Annotated in this window: 12 protein-coding genes; 10 read left to right on the top strand and 2 right to left on the bottom strand. The window is 43.1% G+C overall.

Annotation, left to right across the window (positions count from 1 at the left end; genetic code table 11):
* The first annotated feature begins 10 nt into the window (after positions 1-10).
* The 8 genes from WC819_01435 to WC819_01400 all read left to right on the top strand — a co-directional run bounded on the left by WC819_01435 (position 11) and on the right by WC819_01400 (position 7,176).
* Entirely contained in the window at positions 11-808 is a 798-nt protein-coding gene (locus tag WC819_01435) for an asparagine synthase C-terminal domain-containing protein (GenBank protein ID MFA5985994.1), read from the top strand.
* Positions 809-911: 103 nt separating this feature from the next.
* A complete protein-coding gene (locus tag WC819_01430; protein ID MFA5985993.1) occupies positions 912-1,196 on the top strand; it encodes a hypothetical protein in 285 nt (94 codons plus the stop codon).
* Positions 1,197-1,465: 269 nt separating this feature from the next.
* Positions 1,466-2,266 carry a hypothetical protein gene (locus WC819_01425; GenBank protein ID MFA5985992.1) on the top strand — a complete coding sequence of 267 codons (801 nt, stop codon included), beginning with the start codon at positions 1,466-1,468 and terminating at the stop codon, positions 2,264-2,266.
* Positions 2,267-2,329: 63 nt separating this feature from the next.
* Positions 2,330-3,319, top strand: coding sequence for a DUF917 family protein (locus tag WC819_01420; GenBank protein MFA5985991.1), 990 nt, complete (start codon positions 2,330-2,332; stop codon positions 3,317-3,319).
* Positions 3,320-3,343: 24 nt separating this feature from the next.
* Positions 3,344-3,925, top strand: a complete 582-nt coding sequence (locus WC819_01415) for an alpha/beta hydrolase (GenBank protein ID MFA5985990.1) — start codon at positions 3,344-3,346, stop codon at positions 3,923-3,925.
* A 124-nt stretch (positions 3,926-4,049) separates the two neighbouring features.
* Complete coding sequence (locus WC819_01410; GenBank protein ID MFA5985989.1) at positions 4,050-5,273, top strand: AIR synthase-related protein; 1,224 nt, start codon at positions 4,050-4,052, stop codon at positions 5,271-5,273.
* A gap of 368 nt (positions 5,274-5,641) precedes the next feature.
* Complete coding sequence (gene purN, locus WC819_01405) at positions 5,642-6,424, top strand: phosphoribosylglycinamide formyltransferase (GenBank protein ID MFA5985988.1); 783 nt, start codon at positions 5,642-5,644, stop codon at positions 6,422-6,424.
* Positions 6,425-6,810: 386 nt separating this feature from the next.
* Positions 6,811-7,176: a hypothetical protein gene (locus WC819_01400; protein ID MFA5985987.1), complete on the top strand. Its 366-nt coding sequence runs from the start codon at positions 6,811-6,813 to the stop codon at positions 7,174-7,176.
* A 75-nt stretch (positions 7,177-7,251) separates the two neighbouring features.
* Here WC819_01400 and topA read toward each other — a convergent pair whose 3' ends face one another.
* Together topA and WC819_01390 are read right to left on the bottom strand one after the other, a co-directional pair.
* Complete coding sequence (topA, locus tag WC819_01395; GenBank protein ID MFA5985986.1) at positions 7,252-9,462, bottom strand: type I DNA topoisomerase; 2,211 nt, start codon at positions 9,460-9,462, stop codon at positions 7,252-7,254.
* A gap of 235 nt (positions 9,463-9,697) precedes the next feature.
* Complete coding sequence (locus WC819_01390; protein MFA5985985.1) at positions 9,698-11,059, bottom strand: CDP-alcohol phosphatidyltransferase family protein; 1,362 nt, start codon at positions 11,057-11,059, stop codon at positions 9,698-9,700.
* A 408-nt stretch (positions 11,060-11,467) separates the two neighbouring features.
* Between WC819_01390 and WC819_01385 the strand changes: the two genes are divergently transcribed.
* Positions 11,468-12,229, top strand: a complete 762-nt coding sequence (locus WC819_01385; GenBank protein ID MFA5985984.1) for a sulfite exporter TauE/SafE family protein — start codon at positions 11,468-11,470, stop codon at positions 12,227-12,229.
* Positions 12,230-12,380: 151 nt separating this feature from the next.
* Positions 12,381-13,343: a permease gene (locus WC819_01380; protein ID MFA5985983.1), complete on the top strand. Its 963-nt coding sequence runs from the start codon at positions 12,381-12,383 to the stop codon at positions 13,341-13,343.
* Positions 13,344-13,379: the final 36 nt, after the last annotated feature.

The raw sequence follows: 13,379 nt of genomic DNA, 5'->3' as shown, positions 1-13,379 counted from the left end.
GGTGGTGGATATGAAAGTGAATGATTGGAAGGATGTCATTGCATTACCAGTGGTTGGCACCAGATCAAAGTGGGGCTATGGAAAGCTTGAGGAGGTTTTGACAGAGGCTATTCTTTGGTGCGCGGTGAAGTGCTTGAGGAATAATGATGGCATAATCTGTACGACCTTGTCCGGAGGATTGGATTCGTCATTTTGTTTGGCGATAATGCGGGAGTTATTGGGATATCATATCCCGATCCACACATTTACAACGGGAGGAAGTGAAAAAACGCCTGACATACAGTTTGCTCGTATCGTTTCACAGCGTTTCAAGACAATTCATCACGAGTTGATCCCAAACCAACAAGAGATCAAAAAGGCGCAGGAACAGTTGCGCTTTATCTGGAAAGACGATCCATGTTCTTTGGGTGATGTGGCAGTATTTTTGACCTATGAACATATCTCCCAGTATGGATTTGTGAATGTCATCACACATGATGGGATCGATGAACTGTTGGGCGGGTATTGGGAGCATCGCAGACACGAGGACGGTCAAAAAAAGACGCGAGCGTTTCAAAGTTTGTGGAAGAGACTTGAAAAAGAGCACCTCATCCCTCTTGAAAGAAAAGCGCGTCATTTTAGCACACTTGTGATCTTGCCGTACTTGCAGAAAAATGTTGTAACGTATATTACAAAGATCCCACTGGAAAGTCGTACGACATTTGATGAAAGTAAGATCCCTCTGCGCACCATTGCAAAGAAATATCTTCCTGAGGAAATTATCAAAAGGGAAAAGAAGGGTTTTTGTAGCGCACTTGAAGAAGAATAAAAATCAAACAGTATTGTGAAAGAACTCTTTCACAATACTGTTTTTAATTTGTAGTTAGAGGTGTCATTTGCTATAGTGAGCATATATGTTTAGTTCAATATTTATGTCAGACATCTTGTCGTTATTCCATCATATTCATCATGAGGGCGATGTACACAACGTGCATCACTGTGGTGGAAAGCATCAAGCGATCGATCCGAAAGTGAATTATGTGATCGAGCATTGCTCATGTGGCAAACATGCGATCAATAAGCAAACAGCGATTGGTCATGCGACGAATGAGTTTTTAACACCTGTCACATGTATGATTACTTTTACAGAAAAGTGTCCGGATGGCGGATGGCATATTGAAAGCGGTGTTGTTATGGATGCAAAAGCGAATGTGTGATTCAGAAATTTGACAAATTTTATTTGTGTGCTATATATAATGTACAATGAGAACATTATGAATTATTCTGGTCTACAAAAAAATAATTGGCGCCATATCCAACTCTTTTAGGAAGAGATTGGTTATGATTTTTCTTGGCAAAGAATAGAAACATGATACTTATACCCAATCCCTTCCCAAAAGGGTTTTTTTGTGCATGCAAAAATTGTGGGAAGGGTGTTCTTTGACAGGTTATAGATAGTGAAAAATCATAAAAAAGGAGATGAACGATGAAAAAAAAGTATGGCGCATGGGAAGTCGATGAATGTTACGCATCGCTCGGAAATGTGACTATTCCGATCAAGTTAAGTGACGATGGTATCTTTGGGGAGGGAGTGCACGGGAATTTTACTATTGCACACAGGCATGCGGTAGCGGGCGTGTGTCTTTGGGATACAACATGGGGAGTTGTGTTCACGACCGGAGGTGTACGATCAATTGCCTTGCCTCTTGATCGTGAGCGAGTGGAGGATAGGATTAGAACTCGCGGGTTTGAAGTAAGCGCAGTGATCTTTCCGACAGAACTTACAGCATACCATCGCAAGCTGATCACTTTTGTAGCAGATACGGTTGCACAAACGCAGCCGGAGAAATTGTTGTTTCACATTCCGCATCATGAATATTTGGTCTATATTTGCAATCTGGAAGCACTTATTGGCAAGAATATTGTAGGCGCAGAACAGATTCTGGCGGATCTCGTGGAGAAGGTGAAGGCATATTTTTTTCAGGAGATGAAACGTGTTGATTTTGACCGATATGAATTTATCTCTCCAATGAACGTGGGTGCAATAACTACGGAAGAGTCATATCTCTTTCCATATCTGTATCCGGAAAAATTCGGTGCGACAGCGTCATCTCTCTTTGCCATTGAAGACCTCGTTGAGGTAAAGATCACGATGCTCGCCGAACAGATGAGGGGACACAAGATCCCCGTGCGGTTTTGTGTCATGGATGTGCCACATCCGTATATGACGTTTAGCAAGAAGGGTGTCGGACATCGCAAGGATGTCGTCACTGTTTCACTATCATAATCGATACCTCATCTGCATAATATATGCAGATGAGGTATACTACTAATTATTAAATCTATTGGAATGAAAATTACAAAAAAGAATTTGGACACATATCTCAAAGGTAGTCAGTTTTTAGCAACTGGTGGCGGTTTGCCATTGCAGATGCACAAAAAAATATTTACGCAGATCATAAGAGATGATTCAGAAATTTCACCGAAAGACCTAAGGAGTTTCTCCGATGAGGATTATCTGATCTCTGCCTATGGCGTGGGTGATCCGTCATGTATTCCTGATGGTTTTGACCGCGCGGTAGTTCGGGCATTTCAAAAATATAAAGATCTGACACAAAAGGAGATCACGGGTATTATTCCTGGTGAAATTGGTGCGGAAGGATTGTCATTTCTCATATCGCGCATTACAGGCATCCCTGTTGCAGATGCCGATCTTGTCGGAGGGAGGGCGGCACCGGAAATTCAGCTTGATGTATTTAGTGTGTATGATCTGCCAATCACACCGACACTACTCATTGCGATTAATGGTAAAAGCATCTATCTCGAAGGGCAATTCACTGCACAAGACATCGAGAAAATTTCACGAGATTTTTTTGATTTGAATGGATCAAGTGGGCTCTTGATCGGGTATGGCATTTCTGCCAAGGATTTTGCCCGCTATGCGATCACGGGGTCGTTGACGCTGGCACTGCAGATTGGACAGGTGTTGGATCGCGATGACATGCAATCTCTCACGACAATATGTGGCGGATCCATAATAAGCACAACCATTGTTAAGAAAGTGGAGCTCAAGAGCAGGGGAGGTTTTCTCTCTGGTGAGATCATTTGTGCAGACGGGATCATGCAGGTAAAAAATGAAAATATACAATTTGAGGATCAGAATGGTCAGTTGTATGTAGCGCCGGATATTCTGATGTTTATTAACGGGAGAGGAGAACCCATCCATAATACATTGATGAAAAAATATATCGGCAAAACCGTTCGGTTGATCCATATCCCCGCAATTGGCTACTGGGCTACAAAAAAGGCAAGAGCGCTGTGGCATGATATAATAAAATAGTGCTTTGATAAAATAAACGATCTTATGGAACACGTACAAAAAAATTGCATCATCGTACATGGGTGCGAGTATGATGCGGAGCATGCTGTGCTATTGGAACAAAGAACCGCGGAAAATCATTGGACGACGTGGGTAAGAGACGAGCTGGTGAAAAGAGGTGTGTCGGCACAAACGCCAACAATGCCGACATCTTGGGCGCAGGAATATGAGGGATTTAAAAAAGAATTTGAAAAATATCATGTAAATGAGAATACGGTTCTCGTCGGACATAGTTGCAGTTGCTCTTTTTTGGTGCGATGGTTGGGTGAGACGAAACAAAAGATCGCAAAACTGGTTTTGGTCGCACCATGGAAAGTTTTTGATCCGTATGATACCGTGAGGGCGGCATTTTATACATACGATATTGATGAGACAATTGTAAATCGGGTGGGGGACATCGTGATGTTTACTGCGGACAACGAATCGGATGATGGAAAGAAAAGTTTGGAGATCTTTCATCACGCACTTGGAGGAAGAATTATCGCATTATCGGGCAGAGGGCATTACAGAACGAGAGAATGGGAAAAAAGCGCATTTCCGGAGTTGCTGGAAGAAATTTTAGCGTAGGTCTGATTTAATTGACTTTTTGTATGAACTCTGGTTAGATACAGCCATGTTCTTTAACGTGTTCTGGGATAATATATCCTGCTATAATAATGCAATTTCACATTTACAAGAAGGAGATAAGGTAATGAAAAAAGATCAATACAAGGAAGAAGTGATCGATCCTGGGGATCGTGCATCACGACTTGCAAAAGAAGTTTGTTTTGAAAGCCACAAGAACTGTCCCGCAGTTATTGTCGTGCCACATCAGCCGGGGAATTTTCGCGGACCAATCGGTTGGGTGTGGCAAAAACACATTCTCAAGCAGCTTGCGGATTATGATACTGATGAAGATGGTAATGTCACGCGGTGGACAATGATGGAGGAGAAGGAAAATGATGGTGCGGGCGGTAAACTGCAATTTCACGCACTACTTGGTGATGCGCAAACATTTTATTTTGCTGGGTGGGAAATATTGGCAATGACGGCAGATGATTTTGCACGCTCTGGCCGATTTCCCATTGTCTATGCCAATGATCTCAATATCAAACAATTGACAGAAGAAAACTTCCATCTTTTTGCATCGTTGATGCGCGGATATGGACACGCTCTGGGAGGCATTGGAGGTGTGAATGTCACCGGCGAAGTTGCGATCATGAAAAACAGTATTACGGCATTTTGTGATGATCGATCAAGTACTATGCTGATCGCGAATTGGGGTGCATCATGTGTCGGTTTGGCACATCGAGATAAATTAATCGATGGATCAAAAATCGCGCCAGGAATGATCATTGTCGGTTTTTGGGAGCCGGGATATCGCTGCAATGGAGGTACGAAGCTCACCAACATTACCCAAAGACATTTCATCCAAGAAAAAAATGATGGTCTGCATGATTTCGTTGCGAAATGTGCAAAGCCGTCAGCGATCTATGCACCACTTCTTACGCGTGTAAACGGGTGGCGAAAAGATGGGAGTGTTGGCAGATCTATTGTCAACATTGCCGGTATTGCTCATATAAGCGGGGGAGGTGTATGGGAAAAACTGGGAGACATTCTTCCGGAAGGTGTGGGTGCGCAATTACACAGCATGCCTGCGCCTGCGGAGATCTTGCGAGAAGCGCAGGAGATCTCATGGTTATATCCTGATCTGCGCTTGAGTGATTGGTATGCACACAGCACATTTCATGGCGGATGTGGCATGTTGGTTATTTGTCACACAACTGCCGATGCTATGCGACTAATCCATGAAGCCAAAAAAGATAATTATGATGCATCGGTTGTCGGTGTGACAACAGAATCACCGGACAGTGAGATCATCATTCATTCACGATTCAAGGAAGGGAAGATCCTTTCTTCAAAAAATCCTGAGTGAGTTGCATTTGTGAGACAGTCGTTTTTCTCTTATTTAAGAGAAAAACGACTTTTTTGAGATAATAGTATATTTGTAATGCTAAAAAATTAGCTTTTAAGCACGGTTAGGCTATAAATTGGCATTAAGTTACATTGAGCTGTAAATCATACCTTAAGCGAAATTGCATAGTGTAATATTTGAGCCTTATATATGCTTGATTGTTATAAAATTTAATCAAAATAGCATTACATATTTACTAATATCCCACTTTTTTTATTTGCTATTTTTTGCGCCTTTGTTTACAATGAAAGACTTGCTTTATAAAAAGTAATGGTACGTTAAAAACGTGTAAGAAGAAAAGTGATCACATAAATTCAGAGGAGGAGAATATGGCGCATCAGGAAAAGAAAAGATTAAAAATCGGTGTGTTGATCTCTGGGAGCGGTTCAAACTTGCAAGCGATCATTGACGCATGTGAGAGCGGGTTGATCGATGGCGAAGTGGTTTTTGTGGGATCTGATGTGCCGGACGTCAAAGGTCTTGCACGTGCGAAAAAACATCACATTCCGACGTTTGCAGTCAATTACAAGGAATTTATGAGAGCTGCGCGGTCATTCGATCCGGCAGAGAAAGTATTGACGGAAAGTGATAGCGACTTTATGAAAAAAAGTCTGCATATCGTACCACGGTCAATTACTTCGGATGAGGATAAGATTGCGTGGCTTTACAGAAGAATGGCATTTGAGATGATCTTATTGGAGCATATGGAACAATTCGATTTTGATCTTCTCGTCCTTGCGGGATTTATGAGAAATCTGACAGCATTTTTTATCGATCAGATCAACACAGATCCGGCAAAACCGCTGATCATGAATATTCATCCAGCACTTTTGCCCTCATTTCCCGGAACAAACGGGTATGAGGATACATTCAACTATGGATGCAAGGTTGGGGGAAGCACAGTGCATTTCGTCGATTATGGTGAGGATACCGGTCCGATCATTGGTCAAATTACCGTCCCAATTTTACCGGGAGACACGCTGGATAACTTCAAAGAAAAAGGATTGAAACAAGAGTGGATTCTCTATCCACAATGCATTCAACTCTTTGCCGAGGGAAGCTTGAAGGTTGTCACTGCGGATAATGGAAGAAAAAAAGTTCAGATTGGCTGAAAAAGTTTTTTCTACACAAAAAAGTCCTATTAGTTATCCAACCGATAGGACTTTTCATTTTTGTGTATACCGCCAATTTGAAAACCTCCTGTCATTCCCGTGAAAACGGGAATCTAGAATCCGGAATTATTTTACGACAAATATTGATAGTAGATTCCCGTTCCCCGATTTCTCGAGGACAAGCTTCACGGGAATGACAATTGATTGTATGTAGAAAAATTATATCTATTTGTAGCTCCGGAGTTTGACAAAACATCAATTTGGATGTATAATGGCAAATTGTAGTCGTTTTACAATTTTGTTGATTTTAGACGTAAAAAGCGTGTTTTTATTGCGTTTCTGGAGGTGGTGCGTATTATCGCAATCATTCAAAAAAGAGGTGGATTATGGAGAAAAAAATACTTACCAGTGGCAAGGTGGAATCAGATGGAAAATATTCGGTGTCGGACGTTCTGATGTGTATGTCCAATAGTGGTTATCTGAGTGAAATGAAAGATCTCGGTTTAGTGCAATTTGCAGATGAGTCTCTATCTAGTGTCCCTGCTGCCATAAAGCCGGTCCGTGAGATGGTTGCATTTATCCTCAGCAAGATCGATGAAGGGATACCTGTAGCTGAAAAAGTGAACCTCGCACTCAGGCTCAATAATGACTGCGAAAATCCGAAAATTAAAAAGTTGCTCTTTGAAGCCATGGCAAAATGGACCAAAGAGCTGGCGCAGACGAGGGAGAGTGAATCTCCGGCGAAGGAGTAAACATCTCTCAAGAAAAATGACGGTAAGCCATCAGTTGAAAACCTACTGAACGAGTAGGGAATCAATTGGTGGTTTTTATTTTTTGTTGAGTTTGTCCGGACGGTGATTTGGGCATGTTTTATCACTGCATCTTTCCGGAATCGTTTTTGTTCCGAGCATCATGAGCGCACCGCATTTTTGACCGCCTTTGTCTTCGCGCTGGTAGGTACAAATTTTTCCTGTCGGCTTGGTCTTGATCGCGTTTTTGCATGTGGGGTATTCTGTGCAACTGTAAAAGATCCCGAAGCGTCCACTACGTTCCATCATTTCACCTTTGCCGCACATCGGACATTTGACACCGGTTTTTTTCTTTTCCACTTCTTTGGGGTCTTCTTTGATGTATTTGCATTTGGGATAATTGGAGCAGGAGATGAATTTACCAAAGCGTCCTTCACGTTCGACGAGTTTGCCGTCTTTGCATTTGGGGCAGGCTTCACCGGTTTCTTTGGGTCCTTGCATTTCTTTGCCGTCGATCAATCGCGCGCCATCGCAATCGGGGAATTTTTTACAGCTGAGGAATTTACCGTTCTTGCCGAGTTTGATGATCATCGGACCTTTGCATTTTGGACAAATAAATTGAGGATCAGCCTCGCCGAGGTCTGTTGCTTTGTCGAGTTTGGCTTTGGACTTTACATCTTTGTGAAAAGGTTTATAAAAATCAGAAAGGGTTTTGGCATAGTCGCGCTCACCGCGTGCGATCTCATCGAGCTCGTCTTCCATTTCTGCCGTGAATGTGTCACTGATATATGTGGCAAAATGTGCAGAGAGGAAATCACTGACGACCTCGCCGGTATCTGTCGGTTTGAGAGAACGACCTTCTTTCTCTACGTAACCGCGTGTTTGGATCGTGCGGATGATCGAAGCGTAAGTACTTGGACGGCCGATGCCACGTTTTTCCAGTTCCTTGACGAGTCCCGCTTCACTATAGCGTGGCGGAGGTGTGGTTTCTTTTTCTTCTGAATGAAACGCCACGAGTTTCAACGGCTCCTGGGCAACGACAAGCGGTACTTCTACATCGTCTTTGCGTGCAGAGGGATCAGCGGCAAGCCAGCCGAGAGAGATAATGCGCGAACCTGTCACGGTAAAATCAGGGATAGCGCCGTCCGTGATGTTTGCGGTGATGCGGGTTTTTTTGACATTTGCATCGATCATCTGTGAAGAGATCGCACGCACACGGATGAGTTCATAGAGACGTTTTTGATCATCGGTAATGCCGGCATGTTCTACACGTACATCTGACGGACGGACAGCCTCATGCGCTTCTTGGGCGTTTTTGCTTTTGGTTTTGAATATGCGAAGCTCGTATTGATCTGCACCATAGGTCGAGCTGACGACGCCCTTGATCGCTTTGAGTGCGTCTTGGGAAAGAGTGGTGGAGTCTGTGCGCATGTATGTGATATGTCCGGCTTCATAGAGCTTCTGTGCGGTCTGCATGGTGCGCGATGGGGAGAATCCCAAACGCGATGACGCTGCTTGCTGAAGTGTGGATGTGGTGAACGGCGCATAAGGACGACGTTTCTGCATGGATTCTTTGACGTCTGTAATTTGCCATGTACTTTTCTGTCCGACAGTCGCAATACGTTGCGCCTCTTTTTCGTCGCGCGGTTCTTCTTTGCATGTGAGTGTGACAGGGTCTTTTTTCTTGGTCAAAAAGTCAGCGGAGAGCGTCCAATATTTTTCCGGGATGAACGCCTTAATCTCTTTTTCGCGTTCTACGATGATGCGTAGTGCAGGGGATTGTACGCGACCGGCAGAGAGTCCATAGCGGACCTTTTGCCAGATCACACCGGAGAGATCATAGCCTACCAAACGATCCAAAACACGACGCGCTTCTTGGGCACGACGTAAATTTTGATCCACCTTTTTAGGGTGGAGGAGGGCATCGTTGACGGCGGTTTTGGTGATCTCATGAAAGACGATGCGTTGCATGTCTGATTTGGGGATGCCGGCATCCTTGAGGATCTCAGCGACATGCCATGCAATTGCTTCACCCTCACGATCGGGATCGGTTGCGAGATAAATTTCATCGGCTTTTTTTGCCAGTGCGATGAGGTCTTTTACCACTTTTTCTTTGTCCGGAGAGACCACATAGCGCGGTTTGAAATCGTTTTCGATGTCGATCGCATCCTTGTTGGATTTGGGGAGGTCGCGGATGTGTCCAATGCTGGATGTGACCTGATAGCCTGTTCCGAGATATTTTTTGATCGTTTTTGTCTTGGATGGGGACTCTACGATGAGGAGTTTCATTATAATGGTGTATTAGTGATTATTTTATAGACAGGTCGGTACTATAAGAACGGAAAAATGAGATCATTCACAAATCTGTTCATTTAACTATATAATACAAATCTAGTAACAGTTACCTCACAAAATACAATTAAAACAATAATTTGTCAAATATTTCATAAAAAAGACCGTCCAACACATGATTTTGTGGGGACGGTCTGTAGAGGTTTGGGGATTCGCGCATTTCTTATGTCAGTTACATGAGAGTAACGCTCGTTTGAGCGGCACATGCGTCAATGGCCATTTTTCTCCCGGTAATTACATAGATTATGGCCAAAGAAAGGAGAAAGTAACCAAACATTGCAATACTTTGCGTTTTTGCAATATATGCCAAAAGGATAACGACCAGCGCTTCATTAAGCAGTCGCAATGGTTTGGGCATTTTTTCCATGATCACGCGGCCGAAATGGGCGAAGCAGATGTGGCTCACCATGAGTCCGGAAGAGAGTACAGTTGCAACAAAAAGCAAAAAAGGATCAAAGACCAATGCTGAGCCAAGGATGATCCATGCGCCGGCAGGACTGGGAAGTCCGTTAAAAATACCGGCAGGCAAATCAGTCCTCTTTTTATCAACTGTGGCAAATCGTATGAGACGATATGTGACACAGGCGAGGAACAAAAGGCCAAAAGTCCATGCATAGATTCCTCCCAATGAGGCAATCATATATGCGGGGCAAAGGCCGAATGTAACAAAATCGGCAATATCATCCCAAATGTGACCATGTGGTGTTCCGCCATACTTTTCTGCCATTCTGCCATCAAAGAGGTCAAATATTTGACCGGTAATAATGGCAATGTCAGCCCAGACAAGGTGGCCATGATAGATGAAGACCAATCCTGTGACACCGCATGCAAAATTCAATCCTGTAAGAATATTGGCATATAATGTGCTGGGTATGAATTTGAATACAATTGATGCCAACGCAAGAACAATGCAGGAGATGAGAACGTAGTTGCAGATGTTGACGTAATGCGGATTTTTGTCCAGCAATGCGCAGTAGATCACGAGAGCAAAACAAATAATCGTTTTGATCTTTCCGAAATTATTTGCACTTACGGAACGTTTGAGATGATCCAAAATTTTTCTTGCAAAGAATTGTCCGAAAAATTCGATCACGACCAGGATCAAAACCAGCCTGATAGACATGATCCCTAAAAAGGAAAAACTGACAAGTGGTGGCAGATAAGTTAATTTGTCGCACAGCGGATCAAGGGACTTTCCTTGCTGTGAGACCAAGTCACACTTTCGTGCCACTAGTCCATCGACACCATCCAATACTGCGGCAAATGTAAAAATGAATATGCCTGCATTTTCCAATGATGCACTAAAGGCGAGAAAAAAAACCGATCCGCAGAATGGTTCTTTTGCCAAAAAAAAGTACAGGAAATACCCAACAATCGCCAATCCTGTTCGCCAATAACAGATAGCATTGGGATGCAGATAAGGTCTTTTCCGCACATACATTTGTGCGGACTCTTTTTTTAGGAGCAGTTCTAACACAAAGTAGAACGTTGCTCCAAACGCGCCAGATAATACGATGACAATCAATCTCTCCATGATATATTCTCTCCGGTTGAATATTGTGTTGTAAAGGTGCCTTTGTTTAAAGAGCCTCCAATCTCTTCACTGTTTTTTAGCATGATATGAGAGAAAAGTCCATTTTTTTGTTATATTGCATTATTGAATTTTATCGAAGAACTGCCAATCTGAAAAACCCATTTTTATTAAAATACTTACTTAATATATATAATTATTCTAATATTTTTCTTCATACGATCAATTGTCATTCCCGTGAAAACGGGAATCCAGAATTATTATACGACAAATATTGATAGTAGATTCCCGTTTTCACGGGAATGACAGGTGTTGGGGTGAGGAGTAAAAAATATAACGAAGCATCACGCGTCATTGATACACATAGCGATGATATGATACACTGTGTAAAGCGTTAGTTATAAAACAAAAATGACGATCACAGCAATTATCATCGGATGTTTTACGGGATTTCTTTCCGCATTTTTTGGTATCGGGGGCAGTAGCATCGATACACCACTTTTGCGGATCTTTCTCCATCTTCCGCCATATATCGCACTGGGTACGCCTTTGCCGGCATCGATCGTAACAATTATTGTCGCATTGCTGGTGTACTGGAAGAAGCATTTGGTGGATATGCGCGTTTTTGCGTATAGCGTTTTGGGTGGATTGCCCGGTATTATCGCTGGCTCCTACGCGTCGCGATTTTTTTCGGGTAAAGTGTTGATGATCCTTACCGCTGTGGCGATCTTTGCGATCGGATGGAATTTTGCGCTAAATGGCATCGCCGAAAAAAACACAACACAATCGCTGAAAAAGCAAAATGAAGCTTCATCCATATATATTACCGCTATCGCTTTTTTGTGCAGTGTAATTTCCGGCGTTCTGGCAAATGGGGGAGGCATATTTCTCGTAGCGGTCTTTGTCAAACTTTTGCGCATGGAAATGAAAAAAGCTGTCGCGACATCGCTATTGACGATTGCGGTGCTGGTCATCCCCGCATGTATCATTCATTATCAGTTGGAACATATTGACCTGACTGTCAGTCTTGCGATGAGTGGGGGTGTCATCCCCATGGCATATCTGGGAGCAAAGATGGATCTCCGGACGAAATCCTCCACGATCAAAATGCTTTTTGGGATCTTGCTCGTGGTTTTTTCACTGTACTTTTTTGTTTCTCAATTGCAGATATAAAAAATCCCTGTTGAAAATTAAAATAATGATTTTTTGCGTTATGGAAAGATAAAATTCTTCCTTTTGCAAAGGAAGATGTCCAGTCGGACAGAAGGATTTGATGTATATACGATAATGACAACATATAAATTATAAATAACATACAATAACTATGAGCATCTTTTACCCTATACAAATATTTGCAGATCTTATTGCATATGACCTGCTGGGTCTATCACATGATGAATTGCTGGGCGAGGTGGTAAATTATTTTATCTTTGACACGGTGAAAATTTTTATCTTACTTGCAGTGGTGATCTTTGCCGTTTCTGTGGTGCGGACATTTCTTGCGCCGACAAAGATTCGCACATTTCTTGCAGGACATAATAAATTTGTCGGGCATATCATTGCAGCGGCAACGGGAATTATCACGCCGTTTTGCTCATGCAGTGCAGTGCCGCTCTTTTTGGGTTTTGTGGAGGCGGGCGTGCCGTTGGGGATTACGTTCTCTTTTCTCATTGCGTCGCCGATGATCAATGAAGTGGCGTTGGTGATGCTTTTGGGGAGCTTTGGACTCAAAGTTGCACTGATCTATATCACGAGTGGTCTGGTAATTGCTGTGGCGGCGGGGATGGTGATCGGACGATTGAATGTAGAAAACCTGATCGAAGATCTTGGAAAAAATACAGTACGCGATGCGGATATGACACACATGACATGGAACGAGCGTATGCATTATGCATACAAATACACATGGGATATCATTGTAAAAGTTGGTGCGTATATCATCCTCGGTGTGGCGGTGGGTGCATGGATCCATGGTTATGTGCCTGCGGACTTTTTGGCACAGTATGCAAGTGCGGACAAATGGTATGCGGTACCATTGGCAACACTCGTAGGTATCCCGCTCTATGCCAATGCGGCGGGCGTGATGCCGATCGTGAGCGCACTTTTTGAAAAAGGCGTGGCGCTCGGGACGGTGCTTGCGTTTATGATGGCGGTAACGGCGCTGTCTCTGCCGGAGTTTCTCATCTTGCGCAGGATCATGAAACCAAAACTGATCGCAATTTTCGCGACTGTAGTTGGCGCAGGCATTATTTTCATCGGCTATCTTTTTAACACGATGAATTTGTAGATGCCGATTTGACCGAAAGACATTCTTGATTTTTTA

This window comes from Parcubacteria group bacterium (assembly GCA_041660065.1).
In the GTDB taxonomy this organism is placed as follows: domain Bacteria; phylum Patescibacteriota; class Minisyncoccia; order Moranbacterales.
The sequence above is the reverse complement of the archived record's forward strand: the minus strand, read 5'-3'. Positions and strand labels throughout refer to the sequence as shown.